This is a genomic window from Streptomyces sp. NPDC002853 (assembly GCF_053591915.1).
Map to the genome: position 1 here is coordinate 12,850 of NZ_JBSFUS010000019.1, position 19,612 is coordinate 32,461.

Here is a 19,612-nt window from a genome sequence, read left to right on the forward strand (position 1 = left end):
CACCCCTGCCAGGCCGCCCCCGAGCCTGCTCCTCAAAGGTTTGCGGGGGAACTGCATCCGTCCCGTGCGGGCGGACGGAAGGGGAGGGAAACGTGCTGCCGATCGAATGCGACGAGAGGAAACGCGATGCACCGCGCCCGGACGGAGGCATTCCTCGCCCCTGACCCGGGCGATCCGAGGAGCGCGTACGACCACGGACCCGGTCGGGTGAGGCCTGGGCAAGCTCACGGCCCCTCGCCCGGGATGGCGCAGGCGCGGGACGTACCGCACGGCGCAGAAGATCCGGCCGTCATCGACGCGGATGTTCCCGCAGCCGTCGGCCGCACGCTGGAGCGCGTCTTGGCCGAACGCCTCGAAGCCGCCCGCACAATCGACCCCACCTTCGCCGAAGACGTGGCCGGACGCGTCGCCCACTTCACCTCCAACGGTGGCAAACGCCTGCGCCCGCGTTTCCTCTGGTGGGGGCTACGGGCGTGCACCGAGACCCTCGACGCCGAACAGGTCCGGGCCGCGCTGCGCCTCAGCGTCGGCCTTGAGCTGATCCAGACCTGTGCGTTGGTGCATGACGACGTGATGGACGGCTCGCCACTCCGCAGGGGGCAACAAGCCGTCCACGTCGAGCTCGAGGCCCGCTACAGCACCACTGCCCGGGGAGCCGGTGCCTCGTTCGGGACATCCGCAGCCGTCCTGGTCGGCGACCTGGCCCTGGCCTGGGCCGATGACCTGGTGGCCGACACGGCGCTCGACGCGGGCACCGCACGGGCCGTCCGTGCTCTGTGGCGGGCCATGCGGGAGGAGATGGTCGCGGGCCAGTACCTCGACCTGCACGGGCAGGCGACCGCTTCTCGTTCCCTTGCCCGGGCTGCCCGCACGGCCACGCTGAAAAGCGCCCTGTACTCGGTGGAACGGCCCTTGGCCTTCGGTGCGGCGCTGGCCGGTGCGGATGGCCGGACCACGCGGGCACTGTGCGCGGCAGGCCGCTGTGCGGGCCTCGCCTTCCAGCTGCGTGACGACCTGCTGGGGGTCTACGCGGAACCCGATGACACGGGCAAGCCTGCGGGCGACGACATCCGCGAAGGCAAGGCGACGTATCTGATGGCCGTGGCCCGGGAGCGCGCCGAGGCCGGCGCCGATCATGACTCGCTCACCGTCCTCGATGCCGTTCTCGGCGGCCGGGCCGAGTCGGCGGGGATCGAACTGGACCGCGTACGCAGCGTGCTGGAGGCAACCGGAGCCCGCGGCGTCGTCGAGAACCGCGTACGGCGGCTCGCCGCGCAGAGTGTGCGGCATCTCGCCGACGCCGCGCTCCCCCGCCACGCGGCCGAGGCGCAACTCCGAGAGCTCTTTTACCTGGTCAGCGGCGTTTCGCGCAGCGCGGCGCAAGGTGCCGCGACACGCTGCACACCACACGCGGACGGGGTATCGGACCCCCTGCTCGCCGCTGCCGCCGCTACAGGGGCCGCCGCTGTTGCTCGCGAAGAGGGGAAGTAATGAGGCGTCTGCAAGGGCCGACGGATCATGTGGTGGTCGTCGGAGCGGGCCTGGCGGGGCTGTCCGCCACGCTGCACCTGCTGGGCGCCGGACGGCGAGTCACCGTGGTCGAGCGGGACCTGGAGCCCGGCGGCCGGGCCGGATTGCTCGAACGCGGCGGATACCGGATGGACACCGGGCCCACCGTCCTGACCATGCCCGACCTGGCGGACGAAGCCTTCGCCGCGGTCGGCGACCGGCTCAGCGACCGGGTGGAGCTGCTTGAGCTGCACCCGGCCTACCGGGCGCGGTTCGCCGACGGCAGCAGTCTGGACGTCCACACCCGGGCGGAGGCGATGGAAGCGGAGATCGAGCGCTTCGCCGGAGCCAGGGAAGCCGCCGGATATCGCAGGCTGCGTACCTGGCTGCAGCACTTGTACACAGCCCAGATGCGCCGGTTCATCGACACCAACTTCGATTCTCCCCTGGGGCTGCTGACACCGGATCTGGTCCGTCTGGCGGCACTTGGCGGCTTCGGCCGCCTGGACGCGCGCATCGGCCGGTTCATCTCCGACGAGCGGCTCCGCCGCGTCTTCACCTTCCAGGCGCTGTACGCGGGTGTGCCGCCGGCCCGCGCGCTGGCCGCGTACGCCGTCATCGCGTACATGGACACCATCGCGGGCGTCTACTTTCCGCGGGGCGGGATGCACGCCCTGCCGCGGGCCATGGCGGCGGCGGCCGCCGACGCCGGGGCCGAACTGCGCTTCGGGCAGGAGGTGACGCGCCTCGAACGCCGCGGCGGCCGGGTCACGGCCGTGGTCACCGATCAGGAACGGTTCCCGTGCGACGCCGTCGTCCTGACGCCGGATCTGCCGGTCGCCTACCGCCTGCTCGGTACACAGCCGCGCCGCCCCGTGCGCCTGAGCCACTCTCCCTCGGCGGTGGTCCTGCACGCGGGCACCGACCGCACCTGGCCCCAACTGGCCCACCACACCATCTCGTTCGGGTCCGCCTGGAAGCGCACCTTTCACGAACTGACCCGCACCGGCAGCCTGATGTCCGACCCGTCCCTGCTGATCACCCGTCCCACGGCCACCGACCCGGGGCTCGCCCCGCAAGGACGCCATCTGCACTACGTCCTGGCGCCCTGCCCCAACACCCGCATCGGCCCCTCGGCCCACGAGTGGCGCGACCTCACGCCCCGCTACCGCGACAGTCTCCTGGCCGAGCTGGAACGGCGCGGGTTGCACGGCTTGGCCTCCGCCATCGAAGAGGAGTGCCTGGTGACTCCGGCGGACTGGACCGCGCAGGGACACGCGGCCGGCACCCCGTTCTCCGCCGCCCACACCTTCGCGCAGACCGGCCCCTTCCGCCCACGCAACCTCGTGCGCGGCGTCGAGAACGCCGTCCTGGCAGGCTGCGGCACGACCCCGGGCGTCGGCGTACCGACCGTCCTGATCTCCGGAAAGCTCGCCGCGGCACGCGTCACCGGCCCGCGGCCGACGTCACCCGCCCGGATCCAGGCTCCGACCACCACGAAGGGCCTCGCGCCATGACCGCCCGGGAACTCGACAGCGCCGGCATCACCGACCCCGCCCTGCGCGCCGCCTATACCCATTGCCGCCGGCTCAACGCACGGCACGGCAAGACGTACTTCCTGGCCACACGGTTGCTGCCCGTCGAGCGCAGACCCGCCGTACACGCCCTGTACGGGTTCGCCCGCTGGGCCGACGACATCGTCGACGACCTCGACTCCACGGCCACGGCAGGTGAGCGCGCCTCGGCGCTGCACCTCCTGCAAAAAGATCTCGAAGTCGGACTGCGCAAGGGAATCAGCACGGACCCGGTGGTGGCGGCACTGTCCGACACCGCCGCCCGCTATGCCATCGCCCCGGAGCTCTTCACGGACTTCATGACGTCGATGCGGCTCGACCTGGAGGTCACCGAGTATCCGCGCTACGCGGACCTGCGGAACTACATGCACGGTTCGGCCGCCGTCATCGGCCTGCAGATGCTCCCCGTTCTGGGCACGGTCGTCCCCCGCGAGGAGGCCGCCCCGCACGCCGCCGCCCTGGGCGTCGCCTTCCAACTGACCAACTTCCTCAGGGACGTCGGAGAGGACCTCGACCGCGGACGCGTCTACCTCCCCATGGACCTGCTGGCCGCGCACGGCGTCGACCGGGCCCTCCTGCGCTGGAGCAGGGACAGCGGGCGTCATGACCGGCGCATCACCGCGGCCCTGCAGGACGCCGCCGCGCTCACCCGGCGCGTCTACCGCGAGGCGGCGCCCGGCCTGCCGCTGCTGGACCCCGTGTCCCGGCCGTGCATCCGCACCGCCTTCGTGCTGTACGGCGCGATCCTCGACGCCATCGCACGGGACGGATTCGGCGTTCTGCACCGCCGTGCCGTGGTGCCCCGCCGTCGCCGGGCGGCGGTCGCCTGTGACGGCCTGGCCCGCCTGGCCATGGCCCGCCTGCGCGCCCGCTCCATGAGCGCCCCCGTCGCGGGCGCACCTGACGCACCGCCACCTTTGAACATGCCGCACACCGCGCAGGCGCGCACTCGGCAGCCCAGGAAGGAGGCCGTATGAGCTCCGGGCGCTTCTCCGGCACCGGCCGCTATCCGCTGAGGCTGCGGCGTCGTCCCGTGGCCTGGGAGCGGCAGCAGCCGACCTGGCGCGAGGCGAGGCCGGCCGTCATCGCGCAGGCACTCAAGCGCGCCCAGGCCAGGCCGTCCGGCAACTGGTACGTCCTGGGAGACACCCGCAGCATCACCGCCGAGCGACCGCTGGGCCGGACCATCGCCGGCACCGAGGTCGTCGCGTGGCGCGACGCCTCGGGAGCTCTGCGGGCCGGCCCTGGCGCCTGCCCCCACCTCGGTGCACCGCTGAAGGACAGCGTCGTGCGATGCGGCACCCTCTTCTGTCACTGGCACGGGCTGGCCCTCGACGGATCGGCACGCGCGGGCTGGCAGCCCTACCCCGCCCACGACGACGGGGTTCTGGCCTGGGTACGCCTCGACACCATCGGCGGTGAGCAGCCCCTGGACCGGCCGGTGATTCCCGAGCGCCCACGGTTGGCCGGGAGCGTGTCGGCGGTCTGCACTGCCACCGGGACCTGCGAACCCGAGGACATCATCGCCAATCGCCTGGATCCCTGGCACGGCGCCTGGTTCCACCCCTACTCATTCGTCGATCTCCGCGTGGTGGACGAGCCCGGAGCCGGGCCCGTGAGCGAGGCCGAGGACAAGTTCGCCGTAGAGGTGTCCTTCAAGGTGGCCGCACGCGCCGTGGTACCCGTCACGGCCGTCTTCACGGCCCCCGAACCGCGCACCGTCGTCATGCACATCACCCAGGGCGAGGGAGCGGGCTCCGTCGTGGAAACCCACGCCACACCGCTCGAGCCGGATGCCGCGGGACAGCCTCGTACGGCCGTGTTCGAAGCGGTGATCGCCGCGTCCGACCGGCGCGGGTTCGCGGTCGCCAGATCTCTGACCTCGCTGCTGCGCCCCGCCATGCGGGCGGCAGCCGGGCGACTGTGGCGCGATGACATGGCCTACGCGGAAAGGCGCTGGGCGCTGCGGAGCACGGGGCGTTTCCCGGGCTGAGCACCTGGGGCGGCGGCCGCTGAGTACGGGGCCGCCGCATACTGCGCCTACGAAACCCTTGCGAGCGCGATCAGGGACACCGGCGCCCCATCTTGGCGAACTGACGGTTCTTCCCTTTGGTGTCCCACCACTCTTCCAAGAGGCCGTGCACCAGTTCCACCAGGTGGCGAAGACGCTCGGGTTCAGGGGCGGACGAGGTGAACACGTCCACGAAGGACCGGTCGCTCCAGGGCAGTGTCCACACCCAGCTCTCCTCGGCTTGCCCCTTCCGTTCGATGAGGAGCCGGTAGATCAATGTCACGCTCCGGTCCGGGTGGTGGTCCACCGTCAGGTCGGTGACATTGAACCGGATCGCGCCGTCATCGGAGGTGAATGTCCGGGCCAGGACGCGCTCAGCCGGTGTGTGAGCCACCCAATGCACCTCTCATCTCGTCCACCGGTAGCCCACGTCAGTCGTGCGCAGCCGGCCGAGGGCTTCTCAGATTCCGGCCACCTGATTGAGGGCCCTCAGCGCCATTGTCCTGCCCTTGTCCGGGACGGTCCACAGCGTTTGTCCGGCCACGCCCCAGCGTTCGAGCAGGGCGTTCGCCGCGAGGAAGCCGGTCGTTGCCGCCCGCTCCATCAACGCGACCGGCAGATCGCTGCGCACGATGTCGCCGGCCAGCGTGACGGCCGGGTCCGAGGTGCGCACTGCGGGCCTGTCCAGGTATCCGCCGACGGGGAACAGCGGGCAGTCGGCGCGCCACTCATGCCGTGCGTCGACGATCTTCGCGTCACGGGTCTCCGGGTAGACCCGGTGCAACTGGGCCAGCAAACCGCGCTGTTCCGCTGCCCGGTCCGCTCCCGGGGGAACCGCATAGGCGTGCAGTTCGACGACCGAGCCACCCGTACGGGCCGACCATTCAGCCGCCTCGCTCTCCCAGCGCTCCAGCACGCTGACGTTGTCCAGGGACCCGTATCCACTCGTGCCCAGGAAACCGGGCCGATCGGGCGCCGGGCGGCGGTCGAGCCACAGCCGGGAGACGAGGAAGGGCGGCGCGGTCCGCAGGCCCTTGATCCGCGTACGCCATTCGCGGTCGACGAGCAGCGGAGACTGTTCCACCACCTGCTGAAGACCCTTGATGTCCAGGGCCAGAACGACGGCGTCGTGCCGCTTGTGTCCATCCGGGGTGACGACGTGGAAGCCGCCATCGCCCGCGGGCTCAATGCTCTCGACCCCTTGGCCGGTGCGGATGTCGGCACCATGGCCCGCCAGATACCGGGCCAGCGGTTCCCACAACGCGGCCGGGAAAGGAGCCCGGGGCACGTCGAACAGCAGCCCCTCGCTGGAGCCGAGAAAGTAGATGTGGAACATCAGGGCGAGTTCTGCCGCCGACAGCTGCCGCGGGTCGGCGAAGAAGCTGCGGGAGAACACCTCGAAGGCCAAGTGGTGGGCCGCCTGCGGGAATCGGATGCGTTCCAGCAGATCCCAGGCGCTGATGTGGTCGAAGCGCCGGTAGACGTCGGGCACCCGTACGTCGAGCAGCGGCAACGCCGAGCGCGGACTCATCCGGGTCAGGTCACGCCAGCCGAAGGTGGGGCTCAGGGCCACGAAGCCGAGCGCGCTCCAGGGCGGGGTGCGCGGCACCCGCGCGAAACTGTCCTGCAGGCCGCCGCTGTGCCGCAGCGGATAGTCGGGCAGGCCCTGGAGCATGCTCAGGGCGGGGTCGGCCCGACGCAACAGCCCGCGCAAGTTGTAGTACTGGCGGAAGAAGGCATGAAATCCGCGGCTCATCGTGACCGTGGAGCCGTCCGCCAGTTCCGTGGACCATCCCGCGAGCCGGCCCCCGAGCTGGTCGTCTCGCTCGTAGAGCGTCACCTCAACGCCCCGCTCCGCCAGCGCGGTTGCCGCGGCCAGTCCGGCGATGCCCCCGCCGATGACCGCCACGCGCCGCGTCTCACCCGAGACGCGTCCCGTCCCCTGCGGGCCCGGCACCACGCGGGCCCGCCGATCACGTCCGTGACGCCTCGCGCCGCCGTTCGCCGCGCCGCGTCCGCTCACCACTCCGCGTCCGCTCGCCACATCGCGTCCGCTCATCGCGCGGCGTCCGGAGCCGCAGCGACCACGGTGTGCACGATGCCCGTCTGCCAGCCCGGCATCGGCAGCACACGTACCTGGCGGAAGCCCGCCCGCCGTACCCGTGCGGCGAACGCGGCCGCCGTGTCGAAGTCGACGACGCTGCGAAACAGGTGCCGGTAGAGGTCGCGGTCGCCGGCCACCGTGCCGGCCGGCAGGACCACGCCCTTGCACACGGCGGTCCACACCGCGCGGTCCAGCGCCCGGCCGCTGAGCGTGTACTCGTGCACGCCCAACCGGCCTTGCGGGGCGAGGAGTTCGCGGGTGGCGGTGAGCACCGCGTCCGGGTCGTCGAGATTGCGGAACAAGTAGGCCGCGAAGACCGCGTCGAAGGGTCCCTCGACTCCGACCCGGGCGAGCTGCTCGGCGGGCGCATGCACGAAGCGCACGCCAGGGGGCCACGCCTTGGCCGCGGCGCGGTCCAGCATGCCTTGCGAGGCGTCCACCGCGACGATCTCGGCGCGCGGTGCCGCGTGGAGCAGGGCGGCGGTCGACGCGCCGGTGCCGCATCCCAGGTCGAGCACGCGCAGTCCGGCACCTTCGTCCGCCAGCCCCAGACGCCGGGCGGAGCGTCGCAGATGGGCGTGGTAGCCGGGATTGGCGGACACCAGCCGGTCGTAGGTGTGGGCGGCGTGATCGAACGCGGCGGACAGTTCGTCGTCACGCAACAGCGTCATCTCGGCGTCTCCTTCGGTTGGTTGACGGTCACGACTACGTAGTAGCCGTGTGGTGCCGGGGCAGCCACGGCAGCTCCGCGACCGTACGCAGCATGGGCAGGACAGGCGTACGCAGACCGATCCTGAAGTCCTCGTCCCAGCGGGTACGTCCGTCGAGAAAGCGCAGCAGCCGTTCCATGGGCACCTTGCCGAACAGTCCGGCGAAGAACGCGGCCCCGTCCACGCGTCCGGTGTCCAGGGCCCGCAGCATGACGGAGTCCATGGCCAGCGAGCGCCTGGCGTGGACGGGCGGGGGCTGGGGAGTACGCCCGAGGTGATAGGCGGCCGCGATGGCGGAAGCCTGCCGCTGCACCGCCGCGAACGTGTAGCCGGTGGAAGGGCGGGTCGCCCCGCCGGCCGTGCCGATACGGAAGACCGACCGGCCGGAGCGAGAGGGAAAGCGCGCGTCGGTCATGGGGATGACGCCCTGCTCGACACGCCCGACCTCATAGCGCTCCAGGCCAAGTCGCTTCGTCACGTACATGCGCAGCGCTTCGTCGTAGGCACGCTCCTCGAGCACGGCGCCGGAGAATTCCGTGTACTCGACCAGGGCGTGGTAGGGCGTCATGGGCAGCACGTACGCGAAGGAGAGACCGTGCGCGGGCTGAGGCGTGCGAAAGTCCATCAGGTCGGCCAGTCCGGCCTCGAAGACGGGCCGGTCCGCGCTGACGAACCAGCCGCGAAAATGCTGCAGCAGCGTGGTCCTGGCGGGCGGCAACGTCGTGAGCGGGCGAGAGTCGAACACCCACCGGGCGCGCAGGGCAAACGACTCGCCCCGCGGCGTGCTGCCGCGCACCTCTGCTCCCTGCGGCAGGTCACGCACCTCCTTGACCTCGGCCTCCACGCGCCGCACCCGACCCTCACCGTCGATTCGCGCCGCGACCAGATCCTCGAAGGAGCCGGAGCGGAGCATCTTGTAGCGCAGCGGCGCCGGAGAACCGATCACGGATGTTCCGTCGGGGGCGCGTACCCGCAGGGTGTCCCACACGCCGGACAGCGACGCGTCGAACTCACCCTCGCTCTCCTCCCAGAAGCACCAGGTCCGCTCGGGCGGCCTCAGCGGGCCGTGCGGGGCATCAATGAGAACGACCGAAGGCCTGGTGCGTGCCGGAGGGGCGGCGCAGAGCCGATAGGCCAGGGACAGTCCGGCCGCGCCGGCGCCCACGATGGCGATCTCCGCGTCGTCCATGCCGCCCCTCGTACCTTGACCGTGCGTCAGCTCGTACCTTGACCGTGCGTCAGCCCTTGCAGCCAGCATTCCCTACGAAGGGAGCCGTTGGATGCACAGACATGGGTACGAGAGCCACCCATCGGCGCGCCGTACGCCAACCGACCAGTACATGACCACCCCCAGCTCACAGAGCGCCGCGGACGATGCTCTTGCCGGAGTGCGTGGGATCGCCGTTGTACGCCTGGTCGGAGACGTCCACCACGGGGTAGCCGGACAGGTCCACGCCGCGGGGAAGGGGCAGTGTGGCCGACCCGTCGGGCCCAAGGACGCCGACCGCGATGAGCCTCTTGTGGGTCGAGTCCATCAACCACACCTCGAAGTACCCCTTGGTGCTGGGCAGCCCCTTCACGCTGATGCGCAGAGTGTTGTGCGCGCTGCCGTCCACGACGAGGTGCGCAACTCCCTTGGCGCGGGCAACGGCCAGTGGAGCGAGGGTGGCTTCGGCGCCCCGGCGGATCGTTCCGCTGCTTTCCTGCCGTACGTGCACCTGCACCTGCGCTTGCCACCAGGTGGCGGCGCTCCCTAGCGCCGCGCCGACGAGCAGACAGGCTGCCGCGAGCAGAAGCGCGGACCGGCGTCCGGCGCGGCGCACCGAAGTGCCGTGTCCGGTCGGCCCTCGACCTGCGGTGTCTCGTACAGCGGCGGAATGCGGCAGTCGCGCCCGCGAGGAGCCCGGGTCGACAGTCAACTCCGCGGAGATGGCCTGCCAGACTCGTTGCGGTGGCGGCGTCGGTACGTCGGCAGGGGACACCGACCGCGCCGCGTCGACAACCCGGCGCAACGCGTCGAGATGCGCCCGGCACGCGCCGCACTGGTGAAGGTGGGCGCCGACGGGCCCAGAGCGCGCCGCGTCGGCCTCGGCGAGAGCGAGTTCAGCGAGGTCCGATGAGTCGACGTGCTTCATGATGGCCTGCCTCGCCTACCTCGCACCCGGCTCACCCACCTCGTCCACCTTGCCCGCGCTGCTCCGGCATCGCAGATCTCATACGCCCCTTCGCGGCGGATTCCGCGCGCTGCGGGATCTCGGACTACTTCCCGCGATGGCACGTCGACGGATGCGGATTCGGATGCGGGAGGAGGTCCGACCACTCACGGATGCGTCGCGGCCGCGCCGAAACCGCATCGCTTCTGCGTCGTCCCGCCTAGCCGTCCACCGGAGCGTCTTCACCTTCGAGGGTGTGCCTCAGCCGGTGCAGACCCCTGCGGATATGGCTCTTGACGGTGCCCAGGGGAAGGCCCGTCTGTTGGGCGATCTGCACCTGCGTGAGGTCCTGGTAGAACGCAAGACCCAGCATGAGCCGCTGCACCGGCGGCAGTTTGCCGAGCTCCTGCACGATGAGCACCCTGTCCAGCGCGGCTTCCGGGTGATCGTGCGCCGGAAGCACCCCGGTCTCGCCCTGCACACCCGCGGCCGCGGCGAGCGCGAGCCGACGGGTGCGGGCAGTCAGCGCATCCGCCGTTTTCCGGCGGGTGATGCCGACGAGCCACGCCGAGAGAGGCCCACGGTCGGGCCGGTACCCCGCCCGGCCGCGCCACGCGGCGAGGAAGACCTGCTGCGTGACGTCTTCCGCCTCCCGGGCATCGCCCAGAGCGCGAGCTGCGAGCGTGTGCACCAGGGCGCCCCAGCGCTGATAGAGCGCTGCGACGCAGCGTTCGTCGCCACGGACGAAGCCGGCCGCGATCTCCTCGGCGTCCTGGTTCTCCTCGACCGGCACATGCGAGGGGACCGCTGTGGGAACGGGTGCCGCCTTCACCGCCATGGGTTTCCTCCTGCCAGGCCAGGCGGCCCGGTGAGCTCGGTCCAGTCGGCTCGGCGGGGCTGCGAGGGCTCACCGCAGTCCGGTTCCACCGAGCGTCTTGCGCGCTGTGATGGGCCAAGAGTCACGATCACGCGCCGGGCCGTGCAACATGCGTCGGTCTTGCGTCGTACGGTGAACCTATGAGGGACATCGAGCTACAGCACCCCCTGCCGACCGTGGCGGGCCTGAGTACCGGGGCTGTCGCCAGACGATTCGGCGTGGCGCCGACGACGCTGCGTTCGTGGGGCCAGCGCTACGGCGTCGGCCCCGCCGGCCACCAGAGCGGACGCCATCGCCGGTGGACGGCCGAGGACATCGCGGTCCTGGAGCACATGTGCCGGCTCACCAGTACGGGCGTGCCACCATCCGAAGCCGCTCGGACCGCCCTGCAGACCTCCGTGGCTTCGTCGAGCCGGCCAGAACCTCTGGTCCAGGAACCTGCGGCCCAGGAACCTCTGACTCAGGAACCTTTGCATCCTGATCTGAGCGGCCGGCCCTCTTCGCTCCAACGGCCCGTTTCGCCCGGCCAGACCCGAAAGCACCTGCGTGGGCTGAGCCGTGCGGCACTGAGGCTCGACTCCCCCGCCGTCGAAAGCCTGCTCAGTACGGCGATCTCGCAGTTGGGGCTGATCCCCGCGTGGGACGAAGTGATCATGCCTGCCCTGCACGCGGTCGGCCGTAAGTGGGAGACCTCGGGCGAGCGTTACGTCGAGGTCGAGCATCTGCTGTCGTGGCAGGTGTCAACGGCTCTGCGGCGCGTGACGAGGCCTTACGGCGCGATGCAGCGCGCAGCCGGGGCCCCGATCTCGCCCATGCTCCTCGCTTGCGTGCCGGGCGAGGCGCACACCCTGCCGCTGGAAGCTCTCGCGGCGGCGCTGTCGGAGCGAGGCGTTCCGGTGAGCATGTTCGGGTCCTCGGTACCGGCCGAGGCGCTCGACCAAGCCGTACGCCGCATTGGTCCTGCCGCGATCGTGCTGTGGGCGCAGTCCTACGGCACCGCCAGCCGCCCCCTTGCCACGCATTTCAGCTCTCTGCAATGGGGCGTCCCCGGAGCCCGTACGCATTCAACCGTCATGGTGGCCGGCCCCGGCTGGGCAGGACCACACCTCGCGGGCACCCTGCGCCCCCACCGGCTCAGCGACGCCGTCACCTCACTCCTTGCTCTCCGCGAGGAGTGAGACGCTCGCGCCTTCAGTTGGACCTAACCGGACCCAGGCCCCTACGGCCGTTCCTGCAGCACGCCCTGAGGCAGCTCCGCGTCCTTCGCCTTGTCCCCCGGCGGGAGTTGATCGGCGTAACCCGCCTCGGTCCACACCAGCTTCTTGAACTCTTCCGGTGTGAGCAGTCCCTGCCACGGAGTGCCGCCGGGGCAGAACACCGAGGTGCAGCCGTAGCAGTAATGCGCCGGCTGCCACAGCCGTTCCGCGCGGGCTTCGCCTGCCTCGGCGGCGAATTTCTCACGCCGGTCACCGCGTACGACCGCAATGGTGCCCAAGAAGCAGATCAGCGCGAGGGCGACCCCGCCGACCGTGTACAGCGGCTTGTCCTGCTGGACGCCCATGTAGGCGAGGGCGACGCCCATGCCGGTCAGCACCATGCCTTCCGCGAAGTGCATGCATCCGTCGCCGGTCTTGTTCGGCCCCGGTTCCAGCCGACCGTTCAGGCCCTCACGCATCGCGCCCTTGCCGCCGCGTGCCTGCTCGACGGTCCGCACATCGACACCGCCGCACCCGGGACACACCACGCCCACCGGCTCCCCGGCCCTTTCGGTCTCCATGAAGATCAGCCTATCGGTCCCCCGGATCATGGCCGCAGTGGACCGAACACGCCCCGACGGCATCGTTGTTGAAGACATCGCGGCCGTGCGCGGCGTCCGAGGTGGGACACCGCGCCGGCAACACAACAGTGCCGTCAGACCTTTGATCGAGCGCGGGATCGACGGAGGATAGCGCGAGCAAGCGGGTCCGCGCGGCAAAGCGGGTCCGATGCATACCGACAGCAGGGAGCGCCCTTCCGATGCCCGCACAACCCGCACAACCCATACGTCCCGAGCGCACCGGTTCCGCGTCCGCCGAGGGCACGGCCGTCCCCTCGTTCAAGCCTTCTCTGGTCAGGGCAGTGTTCAGGGACGTCACCCCACTGCACGTCTCGCGGACCGCCGCGCGGGCCGGCGCGTCGGTGACGCAGACAGTACTGACGGCCATCATCGACGGCGCGCGGCGAGCGGCGGAGGAGGAAGCCCGAAGGAAGCTAATTCCCAGGGACCTCGTGACAGTCATCGACCGGGACGTCGAGCTGGAGGTGGGAGGCCAGTGGTACCACCACAGCCCGACGTTCAAGGAGTTGACCGGCGTAGTGTACGACGCCAAGGGTGCCGTCGTACGCGCTCCCAAGCGCAGCAGGTCACTCAAGCCCAGTGCCGTGGTGGGCGCCCACAGGTTCGAGGCCGGAATCAGGAAACTGCTGCGCGACCGGGGTGTGGCAGCTGTCCCGGCGATGGTCCGCGATCTGGATGGGCTCGCGAGCGTGTTCCTGACGGACCTCGCCCGGGACGCGGCCATGGTCGTGCGGGAGGGCGGGATCAAACGGTTCGGCGCGGTCACCCTGACGATGCCGGGCGAACCGACCGACACGCGCCCCTCCGTGCCTGAGTCCGTCCTGCCCCAACCCACCCGTAGGGGAGACAGCCGGACCATCGACAGAGATGACGTCCTGGCCGCCACCACCATCCAGCTGTTCGGCGAAGTCAGGCAGCAAGCCCTCGCCGCGGCACGCGAAGCAACAGAGACCGGTTCGGATAGCTGAGCGGGAAGGCGCAGCGTCCCCGTCACTCACTCCGGTGGTCCGGCCGCAGATGGCTGCGATCAGACTCAGCATTGCGGGACGGTGGCCCGATGCGCCGCCCCCTCGTCATGCTCGCTGTCCTGGCCCTGCTGAGTACCGCGGGGTGCACCTCCGTGACGCCGGGGGTCGCCCCGTCATTGAAACCTGCAGGGGGTCAGACGCCGGCTTCGCGGGAGGTTCGCGTGCGGGCCACCCAGGCCTCGGCGCGTGACGCGCTGGTGAGGAGCGGCGGCGGCAAGCCGAAGAGCGCGGAGGACAGGGAGGGCGCGGAGCCGACGCCTCGCCGCCAGGCACCGGCCGCCGGCCGTGAGTTCCCGTCACCAGCCCCGGCCCGCACGTCGGTCCAGCGGACGTCAACGCCGCCCCGGCCCGTGGCGCAACGGTCCGAGCCGCGCCCCAAACCGTTGGCGCCCCGTCCTCCGCGTCCGAAGAATTACGACGGCAAGATCGTGTGCGACATGGCCGAGGGCGTCACGGACCCGGGCACGGTGACATTGTGCCGGGGCAGCCTCGGCCGATGAGCCGTCAGGCACCGCCTTTTGGGCCACGGCAAGGCGGTGCGTGTCCGTCAGGTGCCGAAGCGATCACGCGCGTCCTCGATGTGTCCGAGGTACTGATGGGTCCAGCCGCACATCGCATCGACCGCGGCGCGCAGGGCGCGGCCCGGCTCGGTGAGGGTGTACTCGACCCGCGGCGGCACAGTGGGGTACACCGTCCGGCTGAGCAGTCCGTTGCGCTCCAGCATGCGCAGGTTCTGGGTGAGCATCTTGTGGCTGACGCCCTCGACCTCGTTGCGCAACTCGCTGAAGCGCAGGGTGCGTTCGCCCAGCGCCTCGATGATCAGGAGCGCCCACTTGTTGGCGACGTCCGAGAAGATCTCCCGTGCCAACGAGTCCGCGCGCCTCAGGTCGGCGTCCTCAGGCAGCCCCTTGAGTTGCTGCTTGGTCCCCATGGGTTCCCCAGTCACCAGAAGTGCGTTCTTCCACCTGTCGGCTGCCACTCTCCTATGGTTCCTCAGTAACCACAAGAGAGCACCTGTCGAGTGGGCGAACACCTCGGCCACTGGTCGGGGCATGCGTGGCATTGCGTGGCATTGCGGGACAGTCTGGTGTAGGTACGTCGTCGACACGAAATCGCTCAGCCCAAGGACGCGGGCCTGCGCGACAGCCACTGCCCGAACGTCCGGCGTGGGGGCCGCACCACCACCCGACCGTGGGCCTTCTGGCCGACCAACTCCACGCGCAGCCTGGTCGGCGCGCCTGGGGGCGTCCGCGTGCCACGGTCCACCAGCTTGCAGTGGACCAGGGTCAGGCCGTCGGCATCGACCTCGATGCCCGGCCCTGTGATCAGCGTCAGGCTCTTGCCCGCCATGGCCACGTCGATCCGAAGGGTGTCCCGCGTGATCACGGCCTCGGTGAAGTCGAGCGTCACGTCGCACCAAGTCACCGCGAGCTCCAGCCGCCTCGGCACCACCCAGCGTCCCAGGCGCTCGACCGCACCGCTGTGGACTTGCTCGATCCGGACGACGTCCTTGACCTCTGCCGCAGTCGTCCCATCCTTGACCGATACGGGCGGCAGGTCGGTGGTGAGCGCGGCCAGTTCACTCAGAGTCCGCGCCGACAGAGCAGTCTCCAGGCGCTCGTCCAACTCCTCCGCGGTCAGAAGGCCGTCGCCCGCCGCGATACGCAGCACATCGACCACCCGGTCCCGGTCCGCATGAGAGGCCCGCAGCTCGGGCGTCGAGCCTGGGCCGGCGTGCCTACCGGTGGGCGGATTATCTCCCGACATGCTTCCGTCCTGGTCGTGTAGAACGTTCTGCGCGACGCGGGCAGCGGCGCGCGTAAGAGACTAACGTTATATCGCGACATACATTCAAGCCGGGCCAAGCCGCCCCAGGCCCGGGCTTGCCTTGCTGGACTTGCTGGGCCTCACCCACGAACAGCGAAGAGGCGATGGCCGACGTCACTTCGCCGTAAACGGCATCCATCATGCCGAGCCACCACTGTCGACAACAACCGTGCGCCAGCAGCCAGTTCACCCACCTCCCCGGCAGCCTCAATCCCCGCCCTGCCCGGCGAGCGGCAGCCCCCGCTCGGTCACCTGCGCGCGCAGCGGCGTTCTACGACGAGTTCGCCAAACCCTGGCAGGAGCGCCGCCTGCCGATGCGCCACGAGCCGCGCGACAGCGCCGTGGACGTCTACTGCCTGTGGCAGGACCGCAACGGCGGCGATCGTCGCGTCCCCGGCGCACCGAAGTCCGACGGCGCCCGCTGAGGCGACGAGGCCGACAAGAGGGTGACTCGTGGGAGTGGGCCCTCTCCAGGGGATGCCGCGGAGGCCGCTGGTGTTGCCGCGGCAGTTGAGACAGCATGCCGCGCATGGACTGGATGCCTCTGCTCTCCACGCTGACAGGTGCTGCCATCGGCATCGCTGCCACTCTCGTCGCCGATCGCAACAGGTGGCGTCGCGAGGAAGGGCGGCACGCTCTGGAGGTGCGGCGTGGCGTGTACACCGAGTACGCCTCCGCCCTCAAGGACGCGGGGGAAGAGATCCGGGCCGTGGCCCTGGGTGATCACATGTCCGAGTCAGCGCGTGATGCGGCGGTGCGCGAAGCCTTTCGCGGAACCGGATTGCACACGGCCAGCGAACAGCTCTGGCTCGTGGGCCCGCCGGCCGTTGTCGCGGCCGGGAACGAGGCGTTTCACAGCTTGCGTCAGATGCGTGACGCCTACGCCCGCGGGGTCGAGGTCGGTTCCCCGGAGGACAGGGCCTTCACCCGACAACGCCGCACGGCCATGGCGGAGATGCGCAGCCGTATGCGCGAGGATCTGGGCTTCGGCCCCCTCGGCATCGAGTGACTCGTCTCTGGGCACCCTCGCGTCACCGGTCGCGCCCGGCGTCCCCGGCTGCCTCGTACGGCCGCTGTTAATCTGCGTTCCATGATCAGGGGGAGATCAGCCGGACGAATAGCGCGCATGGCGGGAGACACCCGGTCGGAACGAGTGCTGATCCTGGCCAGTTTCGTGAACCGGGTCGGCAATGGTCTCTTCAACAGCGCATCGGCGCTGTACTTCACCTTGGTCGTGCAACTCCCCGCAGTGCAGGTGGGCCTCGCCCTCACCGTCGCCGGACTGATCGGTCTGCTCGCGGGGATCCCGGGAGGCCACCTCGCTGATCGTCGAGGTCCTCGCACCATCATGATGCTGGCTCTCGCCGTTCAGGCGGCGGCGATGTCTGCCCTGGTCCTCGTCGAGAGCTGGGCCGCTCTCGCCGTCATCGCCACCATCGACCAACTTGCCGCATCCGCGGGAGGAGCGGCGTGGGGAGCCCTCGTCGTCCGGGTCGGGACCGAGCAACCCGCGCTCTTCCGGGCCAAGTTGCGCACCTACGTCAACCTGGGCGTCGTCCTGGGCACCGTCGGCGCCGGACTCGCCGTGGCAGCCAACACCCCAACCGCCTACGTTGTGCTGATTCTTGGCAATGCCGCAAGTTTCGCGCTCTGCGCCCTTCTCCTGTTTCTGCTCCCCCACTACAAGGCGTTGCCGCCTCCGCCGCAGCAGCGCCGCTGGATCGCACTCCGCGACCGCCCCTTCGTCACCTTCACAGCCCTTTTCGGGGCCATGGGGCTGCAGTACCCCGTCGTGTCCCTGCTGCTTCCGATCTGGATCTCGGAACACACGGACGCACCACGCTGGACGGTGCCCACGATGTCCGCGCTGAACGCCGCCGTCTGTGTCCTGCTGCAGACCAGAATCGGCTCCCGCATCGAAACCCCGCGCGACGGCGGCCGGGCGTTTGGGACCGCGGGGCTCCTCTTCCTGGTCAGCTGTCCGCTGATCGCTTTGACCGCACACGCTCCCGTCTGGGTGGCCGTCGCCCTGGTGGTCGCGGCGATCTGCATCCACAGTCTCGGTGAGATCTGGGAGTCCTCGGCCGGATTCGCCCTCGGGTTCGGCCTCGCACCGGACCATGCCCAGGGCCAGTACCAAGGTCTTCTCGGTCTTGGCTTCAGCGCGGGCCAGGCGCTGGCCCCGGCCGTCCTCACCACCCTCGTGCTGGGATACGGCACCACCGGCTGGCTGTTTCTCGGCGTGTTCTTCGCGGCAGTGGGCGCCGTCGGCCCGCCGCTTGAACGCTGGGGCATGCGGACGCGATCCCGGTACGGGGCATCTGAGGCGGATTCCGGCGCAACGGCCGACCAAGCACGTGCGTGAGCGGGCTGGGTGACTGTTCGACCGCACCTCAGTCAAAAGAACGTACCCCCGTTCGACTTCATCAACCGGATCGGTTGAACCGGTCACCCGCTGCCCGCAGCTCCGTGATCGGGCTGTGTGAGCCTCGGCACGCACTGACCGAGCGACAGCACCTCTGCTTCTCGGACCGGCGACGAGGGAAAACGTGCAGGTCAACGCATTACATGCGCTGCGGGCATATCCCCGTGCCACGCCCCGTGCCCGGCCGGAAGGAACGGAGCTGCGGCCGGGAGTGACGAACGTATTGGGTGAGATCGGCGAATCCCGGGGAAGAAGTGGCGGCGAGACGATGGAGGTTGCCATGGATGGTAGAGATCTGGAACTGGGCGAGCTTCTGGCCGCCGCGGAGTCAGCGCCGCCCGGGGAGTCCGTCGGTGTCATAGCGCACGATCTGCGCAAGCGGTTCGGGGCGGATCGTGTGTCGTTCTTGTTCGTCGATCTCATGGAACAGCAACTCCTGCGCCTGAGTGCCCCCGCCGAGGGAGAGGCGGCGAACGCCACGGAGCAGCTGGATTTGCAGGGCAGCGTCTACGAAGCAGTTCTGCGCGACCAGCGCCAGCATGTGGAGCCGGACGATCAGGGCGGACGGCGCGTGATCTCGCCGGTGACCAACCGCGGCGACTGCATCGGCGTACTGGAGGTGACGTTGCAGTATGCCGACGACGGTGTGCTCGGACAGATCCGCGAAGCAGCTCACGCACTGGCGTACATCATCGTCACGGACCGCCGCTTCACCGACCTCTACCACGCGGGCCGGCGCACGACCCGGACCAGTCTGGCCGCCGAGATCCAGCACCAGCTGCTCCCCTCGGCCTCTTGTTGTGAAGCTCCCCAGTTCACCCTCGCCGCGGGACTTGTCCCGGCCGACGACATCGGTGGCGACACCTACGACTACACGCTTGATCAGGACACACTCCACCTGTCCATCACCGATGCCATGGGCCATGACACCGACTCCGCTCTGCTGGCCACGTTGGTGATGGCCGCGTTGCGCGGCGCCCGCCGCACCGGTTGCGACGCGCTGCAACAGGCCCGTCGCGCCCACGAGGCCTTGCTGGCCCACAATCGCGGGCTCGCCACCGGGCAACTGCTCTGCATCCGCCTGGAGTCGGGCACCTGTGAACTGATCAACGCGGGGCACCCCTGGCCTCTGCGCCTGCGGGAGGGCGCCACAGAGGTCGAGGAGGTGCAGCTGGGCATCAACCTGCCGTTCGGGGTGGCATCACCCGTCTCGTACCGGCTGCAGGAGCTTCAGTTGAGCCCAGGCGACCGTTTGGTCCTGCTGACCGACGGGATGCAGGAACGCGGCGCGTCGGCCGTTGATCTGGCCTCTCTCGTACGCGAGACCCGCGCCTTGCATCCCCGGGAGGCCGTTCGCGCTCTGACGACGGCGGTCCTGAACGCCTGCCGCGGCAACCTCAAGGACGACGCGACCGTGATGATCCTGGACTGGCGCGGAGCCGCCCGGCCCGCTCCGGACGCCCAGCCCGCTCCGGACGCCTAGACCGGCGCGGGGGCGGGCGACCGGGCGCGACGCGGCGGCAGGCTCCTCAGCCGACGCGGGCTTCCCAGCCGGCG

General features: G+C 70.2%; 18 protein-coding genes. 9 read left to right on the top strand and 9 right to left on the bottom strand.

The genetic code is table 11. The annotated features are described in order from the left end of the window. Window positions 1–243 precede the first annotated feature (243 nt). The 4 genes from ACWD02_RS39030 to ACWD02_RS39045 are packed head-to-tail and all read left to right on the top strand — an operon-like array spanning window position 244 to window position 5,076. Window positions 244–1,491: a polyprenyl synthetase family protein gene (locus ACWD02_RS39030; RefSeq protein ID WP_451220449.1), complete on the top strand. Its 1,248-nt coding sequence runs from the start codon at window positions 244–246 to the stop codon at window positions 1,489–1,491. After that, window positions 1,491–3,026, top strand: coding sequence for a phytoene desaturase (locus tag ACWD02_RS39035; RefSeq protein WP_451220452.1), 1,536 nt, complete (start codon window positions 1,491–1,493; stop codon window positions 3,024–3,026). The genes ACWD02_RS39030 and ACWD02_RS39035 overlap by 1 nt, the downstream gene beginning before the upstream one ends. Further along, window positions 3,023–4,060, top strand: coding sequence for a phytoene/squalene synthase family protein (locus tag ACWD02_RS39040; RefSeq protein ID WP_451220455.1), 1,038 nt, complete (start codon window positions 3,023–3,025; stop codon window positions 4,058–4,060). Before ACWD02_RS39035 ends, ACWD02_RS39040 begins: the two co-directional genes overlap by 4 nt. After that, on the top strand, window positions 4,057–5,076 hold the full coding sequence (locus ACWD02_RS39045; protein WP_451220458.1) for a DUF5914 domain-containing protein: 1,020 nt from the start codon (window positions 4,057–4,059) through the stop codon (window positions 5,074–5,076). The genes ACWD02_RS39040 and ACWD02_RS39045 overlap by 4 nt, the downstream gene beginning before the upstream one ends. Window positions 5,077–5,146: 70 nt before the next feature. Here ACWD02_RS39045 and ACWD02_RS39050 read toward each other — a convergent pair whose 3' ends face one another. From ACWD02_RS39050 to ACWD02_RS39075, 6 genes are all read right to left on the bottom strand, one after another. Then, entirely contained in the window at window positions 5,147–5,488 is a 342-nt protein-coding gene (locus ACWD02_RS39050; protein WP_451220461.1) for a hypothetical protein, read from the bottom strand. 66 nt (window positions 5,489–5,554) lie between these two features. Next, window positions 5,555–7,153, bottom strand: coding sequence for an FAD-dependent oxidoreductase (locus ACWD02_RS39055; protein ID WP_451220464.1), 1,599 nt, complete (start codon window positions 7,151–7,153; stop codon window positions 5,555–5,557). Beyond that, window positions 7,150–7,869 (bottom strand): class I SAM-dependent methyltransferase, encoded by a 720-nt coding sequence (locus tag ACWD02_RS39060; RefSeq protein ID WP_451220467.1) that lies wholly within the window; start codon window positions 7,867–7,869, stop codon window positions 7,150–7,152. Before ACWD02_RS39060 ends, ACWD02_RS39055 begins: the two co-directional genes overlap by 4 nt. A 34-nt stretch (window positions 7,870–7,903) precedes the next feature. Further along, on the bottom strand, window positions 7,904–9,097 hold the full coding sequence (locus ACWD02_RS39065; RefSeq protein ID WP_451220470.1) for a lycopene cyclase family protein: 1,194 nt from the start codon (window positions 9,095–9,097) through the stop codon (window positions 7,904–7,906). Between the two features lie 166 nt (window positions 9,098–9,263). Beyond that, the gene (locus tag ACWD02_RS39070) at window positions 9,264–10,043 is read right to left on the bottom strand and encodes an anti-sigma factor domain-containing protein (RefSeq protein WP_451220473.1); all 780 of its coding nucleotides are present in this window, start codon (window positions 10,041–10,043) and stop codon (window positions 9,264–9,266) included. Window positions 10,044–10,281: 238 nt separating this feature from the next. Beyond that, a complete protein-coding gene (locus ACWD02_RS39075; protein WP_451220476.1) occupies window positions 10,282–10,899 on the bottom strand; it encodes a sigma-70 family RNA polymerase sigma factor in 618 nt (205 codons plus the stop codon). Window positions 10,900–11,078: 179 nt separating this feature from the next. Here ACWD02_RS39075 and ACWD02_RS39080 point away from each other — a divergent pair, with 179 nt between their 5' ends. Beyond that, window positions 11,079–12,116, top strand: coding sequence for a MerR family transcriptional regulator (locus ACWD02_RS39080; RefSeq protein ID WP_451220479.1), 1,038 nt, complete (start codon window positions 11,079–11,081; stop codon window positions 12,114–12,116). Window positions 12,117–12,157: 41 nt separating this feature from the next. On the opposite strand, the gene ACWD02_RS39085 is transcribed toward ACWD02_RS39080, so the two are convergent. After that, complete coding sequence (locus ACWD02_RS39085; RefSeq protein WP_451220482.1) at window positions 12,158–12,715, bottom strand: hypothetical protein; 558 nt, start codon at window positions 12,713–12,715, stop codon at window positions 12,158–12,160. Between the two features lie 239 nt (window positions 12,716–12,954). Between ACWD02_RS39085 and ACWD02_RS39090 the strand changes: the two genes are divergently transcribed. Further along, window positions 12,955–13,743 (top strand): hypothetical protein, encoded by a 789-nt coding sequence (locus ACWD02_RS39090; protein WP_451220485.1) that lies wholly within the window; start codon window positions 12,955–12,957, stop codon window positions 13,741–13,743. A 607-nt stretch (window positions 13,744–14,350) separates the two neighbouring features. Here the strand turns inward: ACWD02_RS39090 and ACWD02_RS39095 are convergent. Together ACWD02_RS39095 and ACWD02_RS39100 are read right to left on the bottom strand one after the other, a co-directional pair. Beyond that, a complete protein-coding gene (locus ACWD02_RS39095; RefSeq protein WP_451220487.1) occupies window positions 14,351–14,734 on the bottom strand; it encodes a winged helix-turn-helix transcriptional regulator in 384 nt (127 codons plus the stop codon). Between the two features lie 185 nt (window positions 14,735–14,919). Further along, the gene (locus ACWD02_RS39100) at window positions 14,920–15,570 is read right to left on the bottom strand and encodes a DUF1707 SHOCT-like domain-containing protein (RefSeq protein ID WP_451220490.1); all 651 of its coding nucleotides are present in this window, start codon (window positions 15,568–15,570) and stop codon (window positions 14,920–14,922) included. Between the two features lie 580 nt (window positions 15,571–16,150). Here ACWD02_RS39100 and ACWD02_RS39105 point away from each other — a divergent pair. The 3 genes from ACWD02_RS39105 to ACWD02_RS39115 all read left to right on the top strand — a co-directional run bounded on the left by ACWD02_RS39105 (window position 16,151) and on the right by ACWD02_RS39115 (window position 19,538). Next, the gene (locus ACWD02_RS39105) at window positions 16,151–16,639 is read left to right on the top strand and encodes a hypothetical protein (protein ID WP_451220493.1); all 489 of its coding nucleotides are present in this window, start codon (window positions 16,151–16,153) and stop codon (window positions 16,637–16,639) included. Between the two features lie 117 nt (window positions 16,640–16,756). Further along, window positions 16,757–17,995 (top strand): MFS transporter, encoded by a 1,239-nt coding sequence (locus ACWD02_RS39110; protein WP_451220496.1) that lies wholly within the window; start codon window positions 16,757–16,759, stop codon window positions 17,993–17,995. A gap of 340 nt (window positions 17,996–18,335) precedes the next feature. Next, the gene (locus tag ACWD02_RS39115; protein ID WP_451220762.1) at window positions 18,336–19,538 is read left to right on the top strand and encodes a PP2C family protein-serine/threonine phosphatase; all 1,203 of its coding nucleotides are present in this window, start codon (window positions 18,336–18,338) and stop codon (window positions 19,536–19,538) included. The last annotated feature ends 74 nt before the right edge of the window (window positions 19,539–19,612 follow it).